Raw genomic sequence first — 16,250 nt, forward strand, 5'->3', positions numbered from 1 at the left:
CAGCTTTTTTATACAATTTATAAATAACGAAGAATATCTTTTTCACTATGAATATCAAAAATATGTACTGTAAGTAAATCAAGTTGTTCTTGATTGCATGATTGGATTTTTGTAAGGGTGTCTTTTGAAAGAAATCCTAACTTTGATTGAAGTAGCTTAATTAAAGTTTGAATGATACCTTCATTTCTTCCAATAACAATACCCTCATTCCTTCCGATATCAATACCTTCATTTCTTCCAATATCAATACCTTCTTTTTTTTCTATTCTTAGATTTTCTTTTCCATAATCTCTGATAGCTTGACACATATCAATCTTCTCCTCCTTTACCTTTTTATAAATGTGTGTATTTTTTGTAAGTGCTGCAAGTGTGATTGCTATTTCATGACTGAGGGTTATATCATGAGCTTTGTCATATTGATGATTATATAAATATTTCAATCCAATGATCAGCTCTTTAAGTTCTTGAGTGTGAAATCTCTCTGGATTTAGAGATCTCATTTCAATGAGTGGATAGGATGCAATATTTATATAGTTTTTTAAAACGGAAGGTAGGGGCTTCATCATGTCCTCATAAGTTCTTGGAGCTTTCCATTTCCTTTGTCCGTAATAAACAACCAATGTCATGACACCCATAATCATCTGATGATTGCATTTCCATAAAAAAGGATACCATTGATAAAATCGACCACGATATGATGATTTTTAAATAATGTTCTGATACGAATATCAAAAATCTTTTGAAGCTTGTACTTTTTTTGAGACATGAATCATACCTCCTATTATTCATATACGCAAAAAAAGTTCATTTTTCTTCTTTTTTAGATTAATTTGAAAATATTTTTTTCATACAGATATATGATACCATAAAAATTGCTTAAAGCATATATTTTTAAATTTCATATTCAACAAACTGTTATAGCTCATAAATAGTGATTTTTTGAATATTGAATATTTGTTAATGGAAAGTCTTGGAAAATATGTTAGAATAGTGATATGCATAGGAGGAATGTATATGTCTATTCATCTTATTTATTTTAGTGGTACAGGAAGTACTCAAGAAGTTGTACGATTTATAGGAAAACAATGGGATAAACCTATACAGGAATATGATTTATCAAGAACGGATTTTTCAACACATGAATTTTCACATGAAGATTTATGTATTGTAGGTGTCCCATCATATGGTGGAAGAGTTCCATCTATTGCTATAGAGCGATTAAAATTATTGAAAGGAAATCAGACACCGGTTATTCTCGTTGTGACTTATGGAAATAGACATTATGATGATACATTTATAGAATTAAAAGATACTTTAGATGAATTAGGATTTATTTGTGAAGGTGCAGTGGCTGTTGTTTGTGAACATTCTATTGTCCATGATTATGCGAAAGGAAGACCTAATCAGGAAGATTATCAACATATTCAAAAGTTAGTAGAAACTTTAAAAAACAATCTTCACCCTATTGAAGTTCCAGGACATAGACCTTATAAGGAATTTCATGGAGGACTCAAACCAAAAGCAACTTCTCAGTGTACAAAATGTGGATTATGTGCTAAACTTTGTCCTGTAGAAGCCATTGATTGTCATCATTTACAAGTCACTGATGAAACAAAATGCATTTCATGTATGCGTTGTGTTTCAATTTGTCCAACACATGCAAGGGTTTGTGATTTACAGCAAGTTGAAGCAACACGTCAAAAAATTCAAAAAGTTTGTACTTTGTATAAGCAAAGTGAATTGATAGGAGGTTAATCATGTTAAAGGCGATATTCATTGATCATATGGGAACATTGGTATATGACACAAGTGAATGGTTAACAAAATTATTAGATGAATGTGTAGAGAATTCAAATGAAAAAGATCCACAAAAACTAGGAGAAATGTGGTATCAGAAACATGATGAATTAGTTATGCATTATAATGGAAAAGATTATAAAAATGAGTATGAAATAGCTTTTGAAGCATTTGAAAGCATTAAAGATCAAATAGGTTTACAGGGAGATAGTCAGCATTATTGTGATTTACTTGTTCAACATTGGATTCATACACCAGCATATGATGATTCTTATGATTTTTTTGAACAATGTCCTTTACCTATATATATTATTACGAATAATGATTTACAGTATGTAGAAGAAAATATGAAAAATTTGGAATTAAAACCAAAAGGTATTATTTCCAGTGAAACAACACATTATTATAAACCTGCCAAAGAAATGTTTGAAAAAGCGTTAGAAATAACAAAATTAAAAGCAAGCGAAGCGGTTTATATAGGAGATAGTTACAACAAAGATATGCAATCAGCGAAAAGTGTTGGAATGCGTGCTTTCCTGATTGGACATAAAGACATTGAAGATCCAGATATTACATGTATTGATTCTTTGTTAGATGTTTTTGAGTATTTATAGTCCTTTTTAAGGACTTTTTTCTTTATTCTCACTTTGTGTCGTGTCCTTTTTTTTATTAAAAATGTTGTGAAAGCAAGTCATGTTGAAATTGGTGAATATACTTACTATGATGATGAAGATGCAATTCATTTTGAAAAAAAAGAATATCTTATTTAATTATCCTGAATTTGGCGATCGTTTGATTATTGGAAAGTTTTGTTCGATTGCTTCTGGAACACAATTTATTATGGGTTCAGCTAATCATCGTATCAATAGTGTGTCGACATATCCATTTGCTGTGATGGGTGGTGAATGGGCAAAACGAGTTCCTGATCATTTAGCCCAGTTGCCATTTAAAGGAGATACAGTCATTGCCAATGATGTCTGGTTTGGGCGACATTGTGTCATTATGCCAGGTGTACATATTGGTGATGGCGCTATTATTGGAGCACATAGTATTGTGACAAAAGATGTCAAGCCTTATACTATTGTTGGTGGTAATCCTGCGCGATTCATTAGAAAAAGATTTGATGATGAATTGATTGAACTTTTATTACAGTGGAAATGGTGGGATCTCCCTCCAGAACAATTAGTAGATGCTTTGCCGATTTTATGCAATTCAGACTTAGAGGAAGTTAAGAAGCAGATTCAATCATTTTAAAAAGATATGGGGAGAAGATAAGTCATTAAGCGTATGTGAAAAACATATGCTTTTTTTCATGGATATGCTAAGATAAAAGGGAAAGAAGGTTATTTATGAAAGAGAATAAATATGATGATGAAGTCTTTTTTGAAAAATATAGTCAAATGTATCGTTCTATTTACGGACTTCAAGGATCTGGTGAGTGGCATGAATTTGAAAAGCTACTGCCAGATTTTCAAGGAAAAAGAGTTTTAGATTTAGGCTGTGGATATGGGTGGCATTGTCAATATGCGATGGAACATCATGCGCAATATGTTTTGGGTGTTGATATTTCTAAACGTATGCTAGAAACGGCCAAACAAAAGCATGCACATCCTCAAATAGAATATCGTCAAATCGCTATGGAAGATTTAACATTAGAACCTGATAGTTTTGATGTGGTTTTCAGTTCATTGGCACTACATTATGTCAAAGATTATGAACAACTGGTGCAACATATTGCCAATTGGTTGACAAAGGGTGGAAATTTTGTGTTTTCAGTCGAGCATCCTGTTTTCACATCTTATGGAAATCAGGATTGGTATTACGATGAAAATGGGAATATTTTACATTTTCCAGTTGATCGTTATTTTTATGAAGGACAACGTGAAGCTGTCTTTTTACAAGAAAAAGTAGTGAAATATCATCGTACTTTGACAACGTATCTTGAAACGCTCATGAAACATGGCTTCATGATTCAACATGTTGTTGAACCTCAACCACCTTTAGAAATGATGAATATGGAGGGTATGAAAGATGAAATGCGTAGACCTATGATGTTGTTGATTGCGGTACAAAAGGTGTAAATAATGAAACTAGGAATTGTAGGAAGTGGTATGATTGTGGGTGAATTTCTTTCCTTTATTCATGAAATCAAAGATATTCAGCTCATTCATATTTCAGGAACTCAAAGAAGTGAGGAAAAGCTAAAACAGATTGTAGAACAATATGGTTTTGAACGTTATTCTACAAATTATGAACAATTATTAAATGATCGGCATGTCGATACTATCTATATCGCATTACCCAATCATTTGCATTTTGAATTTGCTAAAAGGGCTTTGCAACATCATAAACATGTTATTATAGAAAAACCAATGACATCGACTTATCAGGAAGCATTATTTCTTCAAAAAATCGCCATGGAAAACCATTTGTTTTTATGGGAAGCTATTACAAATCAATATTTACCTCATTATCAATATATAAAAGATCATCTTCATGAAATAGGAAATATCAAGATTGTACAATGTCATTTCTGTCAGTACTCATCACGCTATCAAAAATTTCTTGAAGGAGATATTTTGCCGGTATTTGATTATACCAAATCAGGTGGCGCATTGATGGATATCAATATTTATAATATTCATTTTGTTGTGGGATTATTTGGTGAACCACAGGATATCCATTATTATCCTTGTATTGAACATCATATTGATACATCGGGTGTTCTTGTCTTACAATATCCACATTTTCAATGTGTATGTATTGGGGCGAAAGATTGTCAATCGCCTTCATTCAATACCATTCAAGGAGAAAAAGGATATTTTTATGTGGATACACCATCAAGTTTTATCAAGACTGTTGAATGGGTTAATCATGATGGAACAAGCATACAAACAGATCATCAACATCAACATGTTATGTATGCTGAAATGCAAGCATTTGTAGATATGTATCAAAATCAAGATTATCAAAGATGTTATGAGATGTTGAAACATAGCTTAACAGTTTGTAAAGTTCAAACTATAGCCAGAAGAAAAGCTGGAATTCTTTTTCCAGCTGATCAAGTGTCATCATTATGAAAGACTGGCAAGTGCTTCTTCTAAAACTTTCTTTGCATTGAATTGAACAAAATCTTCATCACTGATCAAAATAACAGGAGTTCCAGCTTTGGCAAGATCCTCAAATTTAGATACGGAGCTTTTTAGCTGTGGTGTAACAAGTATCAAATCTGCTTGTTCAATAGAATATTCAATCATTGTTTCTGCAGTTGCCCAAATGATAACTTCCATATCTTTTTTAGAAGCTTCATCTTTTAAGGCAGAGGCAAACATATTAGAAGTCACACCTGCTTTACAACATAATAAAATTTTCATAAGTTTTTCTCCTTTCTATGTTTCTTTATAATTCTATTTTATCATATTGTTATAAAAAGTGAAAAAACTTCAATCAAATCAAAAAAACTCTTGACTGTAGAGTGACTCCATAGTGTTCAATATAAGTAGAAAGAAGGGAAATAATATGAAAACAAGTGATTTAGAAAGAGAATTAGGGCTAAGTAAACATACCATTCGTTATTATGAAAAAGAAGGTTTTATTACTCCTCAAAGAGATGATAATGGTTATCGTAACTATAGTGATGAAGATTTACAGGTCTTAAAATTAATTAAATTTTTAAGAGGATTAAATATTTCTATTGATGATGTTAAAGCTATTGTTAATGGACATTTAGATTTTCATGAATGTTTAAGAGTCAATCAGATTCATTTGGATCATCAAATAGAAAATATGAAAGAAATTAAAAAAACGATTGATAACTATCATGATAAAGATTTACCATTAATTCCAGCTTTACAGGATATTGAAGAAACCTCACATCATTGGAAGTTAGGTATTCAAAAAACAACCAATACTGTATCGTTAGGAAGAAAACTAACAAAGGCATGGGCTAAAAGACAAATTATTTATGAAGTATTAGATTCATTATTTTTGACAGGAACAGTCATGATCTGGTTAAGGCTTGTTATAGAACAGTCTTGGATATGGTGGACTCTTTTTGCTTTGATGTTTATCACTTTAACCATTGTGTCGATTGGAGTGGCTAATCGTGCAACAGGTCCATCCATGATGTTAGATAACTCTTTAGACCAGTCTGTAGAATTTTTAAGAGATGGTATTCGCTATTATGAATTTAAAGGAATGATGGATAATTTAAAATATTTCTTTGCAGTGTTAGTGGGTAAAGATGAAAAGATTATGCATTATTATCGTTATGAAGATATTGAAAAAGTCAATGTTTATGCAAATCGTAAATATATGAATGTCATGGGAGCAAGTCCTATTGCCTATGAAGTCTATGTTCCTGATTTTGAGTTTTTCTTTAAAGATGGGACAAGATTCTACTTTTTCTGGCCGATGATTTTAGATGATGATGCCAGATATATTGCGACAATCCTAGAAGCAAAAGTGGCTCATATCAATGATAAAAATCATGTTCTATATGCCATGAAACATGGTATTAATTTAACAGATTATATGATAAAGCAGAGTTAATTCTCTGTTTTATTTTTTCACATATTTATATGATAATCCTTTTTATAATCTGACATACAATGATGATTGGGTGATGTTATGGACTTGAAAGATGAATTGAATGATCATAAGACTTTTTGGAAAATAATGCAGCCTTATCGACAGGCTATTAAAGTCATGAAAATGAAGTTAGAAAGTATTGATGGTGAATTGAAGTGTGAAAATGGATATAGTCCAATTCATAATATTCAATCACGTATTAAATCTCCTGAAAGCATCATAGACAAACTGCAACGAAAGCAATATCCTTTAGAAAGGCAATCTTTAGAAAAGTTAAATGATATTGCTGGTTTAAGAGTTATTTGTCATTATATCAATGATATTCAATATATTTCTCAATTATTAATCATGCATGATGATATTATATTAGTAAAGAAAATGAATTATATTGATTATCCTAAAGATACAGGTTATCGCTCTTTGCATCTTGTGTTAGAGGTGCCTGTTTATTTGAAATCTGGAAAAATGAAGCTTCCAGTCGAAATTCAAATGCGAACAATTGCAATGGATTTTTGGGCCAGTTTAGAACATGAAATTTTATATAAAAACAAAGATCAGGTATCACAGGATATTTGTGAAGAACTCCAACAATGTGCCAGTCGTATGGCATTAACAGATTTACAAATGCAAAAAATATATCAGAAAGTACATAAAAAAGATGGGTAGCCCCCATCTTATTTCTTTGGTAATTTAAATGAACTTTTTAAAGAGACAATTCTATTAAAGACAAGATGATCATCAGTAGAATCTTTTGTGTCAACACAGAAATATCCATTTCTTACAAACTGGAATGAATCTCCAGGTTTTGCCTCTTCAATAGCTGGTTCAATATAACAGTTTTCAACAACTGTTAATGAATTTGGATTTAAATTGACACTTCCATCTTCATTGTAAACACCTTTTTCTTCATCCACAAGATTTTCATATAATCTGGCAGTGACTTTCTTTGCGAAAGGTACTGGTACCCAATGAATTGTTCCTTTGACTTTACGACCTGTAAATCCAGTTCCATTTTTTGTGATTGGATCATAAGTACAATGTACAACAGTCACTTTTCCATTTTCATCTTTTTCATAACTTACACATTTAACAAAGTAAGCATTCATTAAACGGACTTCATTACCTGGGAATAAACGGAAATATTTTTTAGGTGGTTCTTCCATAAAGTCATCTCTATCTATCCATAACTCCTTGCAGAATGGAATTTGTTTTACACCTAATTCAGGATTTTCCATATTCACTTGCGCATCTAAGTATTCAACCTGATCTTCTGGGTAGTTGTCAATCACAAGCTTAATAGGATCTAAAACAGCCATAACACGAGGTGCTTTTGGTTTTAAATCATCACGAATACAATATTCAAGCATTGCATAATCAACTGATGAATTGCTTTTTGCGACACCAACTAAATCCATGAAATTCTTTAATGATTCAGGTGTAAATCCTCTTCTTCTTAAAGCAGCAATGGTAACTAATCGTGGATCATCCCATCCATCAACAATACCCTGATCAACTAAACGCTTAATATAACGTTTTCCAGTAATGACATTTGTTAAATAAAGTTTTGCAAATTCAATCTGTTTTGGTGGTTCAGGATATTCAAGTTCTTGGACAACCCAATCATATAAAGGACGGTGATCTTCAAATTCAAGTGTACAGATAGAATGAGTGATATGTTCAATCGCATCTTCAATAGGATGAGCAAAATCATACATTGGATAAATACACCATTGATCACCAGTGTTATGATGTGTCATTCTGGCAATTCTATAAATAATCGGATCACGCATATTGATATTTGGTGAAGCCATATCAATTTTAGCGCGTAAGACTTTGCTTCCATCTTCAAATTCACCATTTTTCATTCTTTCAAACAAATCAAGGTTTTCTTCAATACTACGATCACGATAAGGTGAATTTTTTCCTGGTTCTGTTAATGTTCCACGGTATTCTTTGATTTGTTCAGCTGTTAAATCACAAACATAGGCTTTTCCTTTTTTGATTAACTTTACTGCAGCTTCATACATATCTTCAAAATAATCAGAAGCAAACTTGATTTCACCATCATAATGAGCACCTAACCATTCCACATCTTTAACAATAGAGTCAACGAATTCAGTCTTTTCTTTTGTTGGATTTGTATCATCGAAGCGAAGATTAAAAGTTCCGTTATATTTTTTAGCGAGTCCATAATTTAATAAGATAGACTTCGCATGTCCAATATGTAAATATCCATTAGGTTCAGGTGGAAAACGTGTAGCAACTTTTGTGTATGTGCCTTCCTCTAAATCTTTATCTATAATTCTTTCAATAAAATTTTTACTTATAACTTCTTTATTATCCATGTGTCCAACCTTCCTTGTTTCAATATATGCTTTAGTTTACCATATTTTTTGAAAATATAAAACAGTTTCATAAGATATAGTTTTGTATATTCATCTTATTTGTGCTAGAATAGGGCAGAAAGGATGATGTGTATGATGAGAATTGGACAATCTATTGATATTCATCAGTTAGTAGAAGGTAGACCACTTATCTTAGGTGGGGTGGAAATTCCTTACGAAAAAGGTTTAAAAGGACATAGCGATGCGGATGTTTTGCTTCATGCGATTATTGAAAGTATTATTGGTGCTATGGGACTTGGTGATATTGGAAAGCATTTTCCAGATACAGACCCTAAATACAAAGGGATTTCATCCATGTTATTATTAGAATATACGTATCAGATGATGAAAAAAGAAGGTTACCAGATTGGAAATATTGATAGCTTAATTTTGTGTGAAGAACCTAAAATGGCTCCACATATTGCCAAGATGAAAGACAATGTTGCTCGTGTTCTTCATTGTGACATCACACAAGTTAATATTAAAGCCACAAGAGGCGAAAAGATGGGCTTTGTTGGAAGAAAAGAAGGTATTGTTGCCCAGAGTGTTGTATTATTAAATAAGGAAGGATAGAGAAAATGAGTAAAGTACGTACAAGATTTGCCCCAAGTCCAACAGGTTATATGCATATTGGGAATTTAAGAACAGCTTTGTATGAATATTTGATTGCAAAACATGATGGTGGGGATTTCATTTTAAGAATTGAAGATACAGACCAGCAAAGAGAAGTTGCTGGGGCAGTTGATATGATTTATGATGTTCTTGATAAGACAGGTTTACATTATGATGAAGGACCAGATAAACCAGGAGATGTAGGACCTTATATTCAATCACAAAGATTAGCTATTTATAAAGAATATGCTGATAAATTAGTAGAATTAGGTGGCGCACATTATTGTTTCTGTGATGAAGAAACAATTGAAGAAGCGAAAAAGGAAAATGCTGATCATGAAGAATTAGGATATATTGATCCATGTAAATCATTATCTTTAGAAGAAGCAAAACAAAGAATTGCTAATGGTGAAAAATATGTTGTCAGACAAACAATTCCAAGTACAGGAGTCACTTCTTTTGATGATGAAGTTTATGGACATATTGAAGTTGAAAATGCAGGATTATCTGAAGGTGTATTGTTAAAGAGTGATGGATATCCAACATATAATTTTGCTAATATTGTTGATGATCATTTAATGAATATTACACATGTTGTTAGAGGAAATGAATATTTGTCTTCTACACCTAAATATAATTTGATATATCAGGCATTTGGATGGGAACCACCAGTTTATATTCACTGTCCACCTGTGATGAAAGATGAAACACATAAATTAAGTAAGCGTAATGGGGATGCTTCTTATCAGGATTTAATTTCAAAAGGATATTTAAGTGAAGCTATTTTGAATTATATTGCATTGTTAGGATGGTCACCAAAAGAAGAAAAAGAATTATTTACATTGGATGAATTGATTCAATCATTTAGTGTTGATCGTATCTCTAAATCAGGGGCTATTTTTGATAACGATAAATTAAAATGGATGAATAGCCAATATTTAAAAGAAAAAACTTTAGATGAATTGGTTGATTTGTGTCTACCATTCTTACAAAAGGCTTATGATTTATCTGATAAGAGTGATGAATGGATCAGACAGTTAATTGATGTTCATCGTGATCATATCAGTTATGGTGAAGAAATTGTTGAACAGGTTGCATTATTCTTTGAAGATGACATGCAGATCAGTGAAGAAGCTCAAGAATTTATGCAGGATGAATCTATTCCAAATACATTAGCAGTGTTTAAATCACATTTAGAACAATTGTCAGATGAAGAATTTGATGCAGATCATATCTTTGCATGTATCAAGGCAACACAAAAAGGAGCAAAAGCAAAAGGAAAGATGTTATATATGCCAATTCGTATTGCAACGACTGGTATTATGCATGGACCAGATTTAACAAAATCAATTGCTTTGCTTGGAAAAACAAAAGTTTTATCAAGATTAGAAGGGTAATCCCTTCTTTTTTCAAAAGAAAAAGCATTAGACACAAAAATTTCATATTTTAGTGATATAATATTTAATAGGGGGTGTATACTATGCAGAATAAAATTATTGTTTCAATTTTAACCTTTTTTATTCTTGTTGATACAATATTAATTTATTTAGCATTAACAATTTCCCCAATTAAATTAAAAAGAAATGTTTTTACATTTCAATATGGACAAGTTATTCCTACAGATGTTAGTGAATATGTCAATGCGAATCATTCAGTCTTAGAAAATGTGAAATTAGATTTATCACATGTTTCAAAGGAAGTTGGAACATATCAGGCATCTATTACTTATTTTAATGAAACACAATATTTTGAGATTGTGGTAGAAGATACAATTAAACCTAAGTTTCAATTAAAGAAAGTAGAATGGCATGTTCAGTTAGGTGAAACACTTCAAGCTGAAGACTTGATTGAAAATGTTGAAGACCATTCACTTACAAAGGTTTATTTCTATGATGAAAAAAGTGGTAAAAAGAGTGAAACAAAATCTTTTGAAATTGAAGGAACACAGATTGAACGTATCATTGTAGAAGATCAGCATGGCAACCAGTCAAGTTCTTTAAGAGTCAAGGTTGTTGTAGAAAAAAATGCTATTGCACCAACAATTAAAGGTATTGAAAACCTTGAAATTCATGTTGGAGAGAGTGTGGATTTATATGATGGTGTTTATGCGACAGATGATATTGAAGGAGATATTACATCACGTCTGATTGTCGATGGACATGTTGATAATCAAGTACCAGGAATCTATGAGATTATGTATACGGTTAGTGATAAAGATGGAAATACGACACAAGTCGTAAGAACAATTACAGTTATAGAGGTAGAAGATGATAACTAATATTTATGTATTAATTTGTGCAGTTATATTTATATATATTCAGTTTATACAACATGATGATAAATGGAGTTGTGCATTAAAATTAGGAGGATTTTATCCTCCTTATATTCAAGAACGTCATCAATATTGGCGTTTTATAACATGTCACTTTATACATGTAGAATTCTTTCACTTTTTAATGAATGCATATGCATTATATCAGGTAGGACATTTTCTAGAGGCTTGTCTAGGAACAGTTCCTTACTTGTATCTGGTTATTATATCCATGATATTAAGTTCATTATTAAGTTATAGTGCATCACAAATTTCATCACGTTATTATCAGACTTTAACGATTGGAGCCAGTGGTGTTGTTTTTGGATTTTTTGGAGCCATCATTGCTTTAGGATATATTTTAGGTGGTCCATTTATGAGTGTGTTAAATGATTTTGCATTTGTGATTATTATCAATCTGATTTATACATTCATGGATAGACGTATTTCTAAAACAGGTCATATTGGTGGACTCATTGGTGGTATTGTCGCTATGGTTTTGATTTTGGCACTACATATTGTATGAGAGTGATTGTTGATGGCGATGCTGCCATGTATAAAAATGACATTTATCAATTGACATTAGACTATCAAATAGAGATGTTTGTGTATTTAGATTATGCCCATTTATTAAAGGATGCTCCTTATCCTGTTATAGAATGTGAAATTGGTAAAGATAGTGTTGATATGCGTATTTTATCTGATTTGAAAAAAGGGGATTTACTCATTACTCAAGACTATGGGTTGGCAGCCCTGGCATTAGGAAAAGGCGCTTATGTTTTACATATCTCAGGGCTAAAAATCACATCACAGAATATTGATGAGCTTTTATTAAGACGTTATATTGGGGCTCATCAAAGAAAAAGTCATAAGCATATCAAAGGTCCATCTAAACCAACAAAAGAGAATAAGGATTATTTTTTAAAACAGTTAGAAACTATTTTGAGTATTTCGTTAAAAAGGTGATAATGTTTCATTCATTTGATGATAAAACATAGTCACTATAGATTGATTATTAATGACGTAGTTGATTAAGTATTTTGATTTAAGTGATGATTCGCTTTGATATAATGAACTCACTATATAGTATTTAATTGTAGAGAGGTATCGAAGATGTGTAAGTAATAAATCATTTCTTTGTATTGAAATAAAAAATATTTTTATTGAATGATTCATTTTTTGAATACGACTTAAAAGCGTCCATTTGGACGCTTTTTGGTCTTCTTATAGGAATTTGTTTTCGTCTGCGTTTATTGCATAAAGAACTCTATTTAATAGAACATTTAAAAGATCCAGTTCAAGTTATACCCCATTTAACAGAAGAGATTTTATTATCTTCGTTTTATAATGATATAAAGGAAAATTTTAAACTCAAGCTTGTTGGTGCTAATCGTAAGATTAGGGCTGATTTACCAAACAACTTGGAAGTCGAATACTTAAAATGTACACCAACAACACCTATGCTTGAAGTACAACAAGTAACGTATTTAAATAATGGACTCCTTTTGAATATGTTCGTTCACGTCATACGTATGGTAAAAGGTCTGTCCTTGTTCATAGTCTTTATAATGTTGATTAAATGAATTGTGTTTTGTTTTCTGCCCATTCAAAAATTGTTTTGATTTGAGGTGGAAGATTATTATGAGATGATAGTATTTGTTTTTTGAGTTGAAGAACTTCTTCAGGTTGATTATGAATATAAGCGACATAAAGAGAAACAATCAAGGTTAATGTTTTGATATTTTCTCTTTGGTGTAAACGAGGATGACTTTGATAAAGAGTTTGAAACTTTGTATAAGCATCCTCAAACTTTTCAAGATCCTGTAGCATTGCTAAGTGAGAAATACAATGTTCATAGTAATAAAGTTTTGTGAGGGCAGGAAGTCTTTTGGCATTTTGTTTCCATATAAGTAAAAAATCATAAGCTTCCTGAGGATAACCCAATCTTCCCAATGCTGATGAAACATTCATAAGTGTATTGTAACTCAAGATTGCTTTTTGAAAGACAGGGATACAACAAAGATGATAAGTCATTTGAATATAGAGTTGACAATCCTGATATAAATAGGACTGATAATATGTTTTTTCAATATGCGTATAGATGTATGCATATACAAATACAATTATCAACAAACAGACTATAAACAACAAGAAAATCATACTTATAGGCTGATCAAAGATAATACGCATAATAATATAATAAGAAAAAACAATAGCCATGATATTTAAACAGAAATAATAGACTAATAAGGCGAAGATACGTTTTTGAGCGTATATTGTAGCGTAAGATAAAGATTGCAAATGTTGAATATCTGGATGTTTGGCAAGAAAGTTTTCTAACCAGTCATGAATAGCTGGTATTTTTTTATTTTGAGAAAAATACATGATCCATTGTATCAATATGATACTTATAAAAACGATTGTATAGATTATACGAAAGATAGGTGTATAAGTATAAACATTAATACGCAAGAAGAAAAAGAGAAATATAAAGAATGATAGTATTGTGAGAATAATCATCTGATTTCTTAATTTGTTTTTGAGATTCATTTTTATCCCCCCTGATAGTCATTATACCATAAATATGCTTATAAAATATGTGATTATCTTGGAAAATAGAATATAGACAAATGATACAAAATTTTATAAGATAGTAAAAAAACAGGAGGTTATGATGAAATATAAATTAATCGCATTAGATTTAGATGGGACTTTAAAGAATTCTGATAATCAAATCACTGCTAAAACAAAAGAAGCTTTAATCGAAGTTCAAAAACAGGGAGTTAAGATTGTTTTGGCTTCAGGTAGACCAACAGCAGGACTTAGACATGAAGCTAAAGAATTATTGTTGGATGAATTTGGTGGATATTTACTTTCTTTTAATGGTGCCAGAGTGGGAACTGTACCGAATCAGGAAACAGTATATGAACAAACATTATCTATTGAAGAAGCTAAAAAGGTGTATACACAAGCTAAACAATACAACTTAGCTTGTATGACATATAAAAATGATAGTATCTATACAGAAGATATTGACGATGAGTATGTTTGCATTGAAGCAAAAATTAATGATATAAGAAAATATCAGGTTTCATCTTTTATTGATATATTAGAAAATCCTATACATAAAGTTTTATTAACGGGAACACCAGAATATATTGCTTCTATTGAAGAAGGATTTAAAAAGCCTTTTGGAAATGAATTAAGTATTTATCGTAGTGCACCATTCTTTTTAGAAGTGATGGCCAAAAATATAGATAAAGCAGCTTCTCTTGATCGTTTAGCTAAGAGTTTAGGCATTAAACAAGAGGAGGTCATAGCTTTTGGAGATGGCTATAACGATTTAAGTATGATTGAATATGCAGGACTTGGCGTTGCGATGGAAAATGCAGTTGAAGAAGTGAAACAACGTGCAAAAGTCGTAACGAAATCAAATAATGAAGATGGTATTGCATATGTTTTATCACAAATCTATGAAGGAGTTGAATACTAATGTTACCTAAAGATCCAGCCATGCTTTTAAGTCTTATCAATATGAAACTGAGAGATCAATATGATTCATTAGAATCATTATGTGATGATTTGGATGTTTCACAGGATGAAGTTATCCAAACATTAAAAAAGATTGATTACATCTACGATGAACAATTAAATCAATTTAAATAAAAAAGCCTCTACAAATATGAGAAGAATTTTGTTATTTGAGTGTTCTAATAACGAGATTCATTTCATATTATAGAGGTTTATTTTTTTAAAAGAATACTCTTTTTATAACAAAAGTCATTTGAAATACATTTGTTATTATAAGGTTTATTGATAATTGTGTTTTTTTATGGGAATTAAACTAATTTTAGATTGGAAATAAGTATAGTATCTTATTCATATGACTTTTTATATCAGAAAAATCTTTATAAAATATTAACATGTCATGAAAGGTGTGTTATCGTAAAGGTATGGTTTATCAACTATACCTTTTATTGTCATGGAGGTGATCAAATGATTTATTTTACAAGTGATTTACATTTAGGACATCAAAATGCTCTGCGTTTATGCAATAGACCATTTCAAGATGTTGATGAGATGAATAGAACATTGATACAAAACTGGAATCAGTTTGTAAAAAAGAATGATTTTATCTATATCTTAGGAGATTTAACAATGAAATTGTCTTTAGATGAAGCTAATCAGATCATTTCAAAGTTAAATGGAAGAAAAATATTAGTAAAAGGGAATCATGATAAAAAGTATGATGAATGTTTGTTTGAAGAAGTCTGTGATTATAAAGAACTAAAGTATCAAAAGAAATTTCTTGTTTTATCACATTATCCTTTTTTAGAGTGGAATCATTCTTTTAGAGGTTCTATTCATTTACATGGACATCAACATAATGATAGGAGTTATAATTTAAAAATGAGAGAAGAAGGTATTTATAGATATGATGTTGGTGTGGATGCGCATGAATATAGACCTGTAAGTATTGATGAAATTTATAATTTCTTTCATATATAAATTTGTATTTAACTAAATCATAAGTATAGTATTTATGAATATGAAAA

General features: G+C 30.8%; 20 protein-coding genes and 2 pseudogenes. 16 read left to right on the forward strand and 6 right to left on the reverse strand.

Annotated features, from left to right (window positions below):
• Nucleotides 1-17: 17 nt before the first annotated feature.
• The 3 genes and pseudogenes from B5E79_RS13815 to B5E79_RS13920 form a co-directional block, all read right to left on the reverse strand.
• Complete coding sequence (locus B5E79_RS13815) at nt 18-308, reverse strand: DUF4351 domain-containing protein (protein WP_241147461.1); 291 nt, start codon at nt 306-308, stop codon at nt 18-20.
• Between the two features lie 171 nt (nt 309-479).
• A pseudogene (locus tag B5E79_RS14020) lies at nt 480-641 on the reverse strand (Rpn family recombination-promoting nuclease/putative transposase); the annotation flags it as partial.
• On the reverse strand, nt 638-766 hold the full coding sequence (locus B5E79_RS13920) for a hypothetical protein (RefSeq protein ID WP_255376347.1): 129 nt from the start codon (nt 764-766) through the stop codon (nt 638-640). The pseudogene B5E79_RS14020 and the gene B5E79_RS13920, both read right to left, overlap by 4 nt.
• A 248-nt stretch (nt 767-1,014) precedes the next feature.
• Here B5E79_RS13920 and B5E79_RS06195 point away from each other — a divergent pair, with 248 nt between their 5' ends.
• From B5E79_RS06195 to B5E79_RS06215, 5 genes and pseudogenes are all read left to right on the forward strand, one after another.
• Complete coding sequence (locus tag B5E79_RS06195) at nt 1,015-1,755, forward strand: EFR1 family ferrodoxin (RefSeq protein ID WP_087297361.1); 741 nt, start codon at nt 1,015-1,017, stop codon at nt 1,753-1,755.
• 2 nt (nt 1,756-1,757) lie between these two features.
• Nucleotides 1,758-2,411, forward strand: coding sequence for an HAD family hydrolase (locus tag B5E79_RS06200; RefSeq protein WP_087245316.1), 654 nt, complete (start codon nt 1,758-1,760; stop codon nt 2,409-2,411).
• A 24-nt stretch (nt 2,412-2,435) separates the two neighbouring features.
• Nucleotides 2,436-3,051 (forward strand): annotated as a pseudogene (locus B5E79_RS06205) (CatB-related O-acetyltransferase).
• A gap of 95 nt (nt 3,052-3,146) precedes the next feature.
• Entirely contained in the window at nt 3,147-3,878 is a 732-nt protein-coding gene (locus B5E79_RS06210) for a class I SAM-dependent methyltransferase (RefSeq protein ID WP_087297362.1), read from the forward strand.
• A gap of 3 nt (nt 3,879-3,881) precedes the next feature.
• A complete protein-coding gene (locus tag B5E79_RS06215; RefSeq protein WP_087297363.1) occupies nt 3,882-4,877 on the forward strand; it encodes a Gfo/Idh/MocA family protein in 996 nt (331 codons plus the stop codon).
• Here the strand turns inward: B5E79_RS06215 and B5E79_RS06220 are convergent.
• Entirely contained in the window at nt 4,872-5,171 is a 300-nt protein-coding gene (locus tag B5E79_RS06220) for a PTS sugar transporter subunit IIB (protein WP_087245342.1), read from the reverse strand. The genes B5E79_RS06215 and B5E79_RS06220 overlap by 6 nt on opposite strands.
• A 145-nt stretch (nt 5,172-5,316) precedes the next feature.
• Here B5E79_RS06220 and B5E79_RS06225 point away from each other — a divergent pair, with 145 nt between their 5' ends.
• Entirely contained in the window at nt 5,317-6,348 is a 1,032-nt protein-coding gene (locus tag B5E79_RS06225; RefSeq protein ID WP_087297364.1) for a MerR family transcriptional regulator, read from the forward strand.
• 78 nt (nt 6,349-6,426) lie between these two features.
• Nucleotides 6,427-7,053: a GTP pyrophosphokinase gene (locus B5E79_RS06230; RefSeq protein WP_087297365.1), complete on the forward strand. Its 627-nt coding sequence runs from the start codon at nt 6,427-6,429 to the stop codon at nt 7,051-7,053.
• 8 nt (nt 7,054-7,061) lie between these two features.
• Here B5E79_RS06230 and B5E79_RS06235 read toward each other — a convergent pair whose 3' ends face one another.
• Complete coding sequence (locus tag B5E79_RS06235) at nt 7,062-8,732, reverse strand: glutamine--tRNA ligase/YqeY domain fusion protein (RefSeq protein ID WP_087244781.1); 1,671 nt, start codon at nt 8,730-8,732, stop codon at nt 7,062-7,064.
• 132 nt (nt 8,733-8,864) lie between these two features.
• On the opposite strand from B5E79_RS06235, the gene ispF reads away from it, so the two are divergent.
• The 6 genes from ispF (at nt 8,865) to B5E79_RS14025 (ending at nt 13,277) form a co-directional block, all read left to right on the forward strand.
• On the forward strand, nt 8,865-9,344 hold the full coding sequence (ispF, locus tag B5E79_RS06240) for a 2-C-methyl-D-erythritol 2,4-cyclodiphosphate synthase (protein ID WP_087244780.1): 480 nt from the start codon (nt 8,865-8,867) through the stop codon (nt 9,342-9,344).
• 5 nt (nt 9,345-9,349) lie between these two features.
• Nucleotides 9,350-10,780, forward strand: a complete 1,431-nt coding sequence (gltX, locus tag B5E79_RS06245) for a glutamate--tRNA ligase (protein ID WP_087297366.1) — start codon at nt 9,350-9,352, stop codon at nt 10,778-10,780.
• Between the two features lie 83 nt (nt 10,781-10,863).
• Nucleotides 10,864-11,661 (forward strand): DUF5011 domain-containing protein, encoded by a 798-nt coding sequence (locus B5E79_RS06250; RefSeq protein WP_087244778.1) that lies wholly within the window; start codon nt 10,864-10,866, stop codon nt 11,659-11,661.
• The gene (locus tag B5E79_RS06255; protein WP_087244777.1) at nt 11,651-12,220 is read left to right on the forward strand and encodes a rhomboid family intramembrane serine protease; all 570 of its coding nucleotides are present in this window, start codon (nt 11,651-11,653) and stop codon (nt 12,218-12,220) included. The genes B5E79_RS06250 and B5E79_RS06255 overlap by 11 nt, the downstream gene beginning before the upstream one ends.
• Complete coding sequence (locus tag B5E79_RS06260) at nt 12,217-12,660, forward strand: DUF188 domain-containing protein (protein WP_087297367.1); 444 nt, start codon at nt 12,217-12,219, stop codon at nt 12,658-12,660. Before B5E79_RS06255 ends, B5E79_RS06260 begins: the two co-directional genes overlap by 4 nt.
• 287 nt (nt 12,661-12,947) lie before the next feature.
• The gene (locus tag B5E79_RS14025) at nt 12,948-13,277 is read left to right on the forward strand and encodes a UTRA domain-containing protein (protein WP_479684568.1); all 330 of its coding nucleotides are present in this window, start codon (nt 12,948-12,950) and stop codon (nt 13,275-13,277) included.
• On the opposite strand, the gene B5E79_RS06270 is transcribed toward B5E79_RS14025, so the two are convergent.
• On the reverse strand, nt 13,270-14,244 hold the full coding sequence (locus B5E79_RS06270) for a hypothetical protein (protein WP_087297369.1): 975 nt from the start codon (nt 14,242-14,244) through the stop codon (nt 13,270-13,272). The two genes, B5E79_RS14025 and B5E79_RS06270, sit on opposite strands and share 8 nt — an antisense overlap.
• A 124-nt stretch (nt 14,245-14,368) precedes the next feature.
• Here B5E79_RS06270 and B5E79_RS06275 point away from each other — a divergent pair, with 124 nt between their 5' ends.
• The 3 genes from B5E79_RS06275 to B5E79_RS06285 all read left to right on the forward strand — a co-directional run bounded on the left by B5E79_RS06275 (nt 14,369) and on the right by B5E79_RS06285 (nt 16,203).
• A complete protein-coding gene (locus B5E79_RS06275) occupies nt 14,369-15,187 on the forward strand; it encodes a Cof-type HAD-IIB family hydrolase (protein ID WP_087297370.1) in 819 nt (272 codons plus the stop codon).
• Entirely contained in the window at nt 15,187-15,360 is a 174-nt protein-coding gene (locus B5E79_RS06280; protein ID WP_087297371.1) for a DUF4250 domain-containing protein, read from the forward strand. The genes B5E79_RS06275 and B5E79_RS06280 overlap by 1 nt, the downstream gene beginning before the upstream one ends.
• A gap of 330 nt (nt 15,361-15,690) precedes the next feature.
• The gene (locus B5E79_RS06285; protein ID WP_087297372.1) at nt 15,691-16,203 is read left to right on the forward strand and encodes a metallophosphoesterase; all 513 of its coding nucleotides are present in this window, start codon (nt 15,691-15,693) and stop codon (nt 16,201-16,203) included.
• Nucleotides 16,204-16,250: the final 47 nt, after the last annotated feature.

Origin of the sequence: Massilimicrobiota sp. An134 (assembly GCF_002160815.1) — a bacterium.
Lineage (GTDB): Bacteria > Bacillota_I > Bacilli_A > Erysipelotrichales > Coprobacillaceae > Allocoprobacillus > Allocoprobacillus merdigallinarum.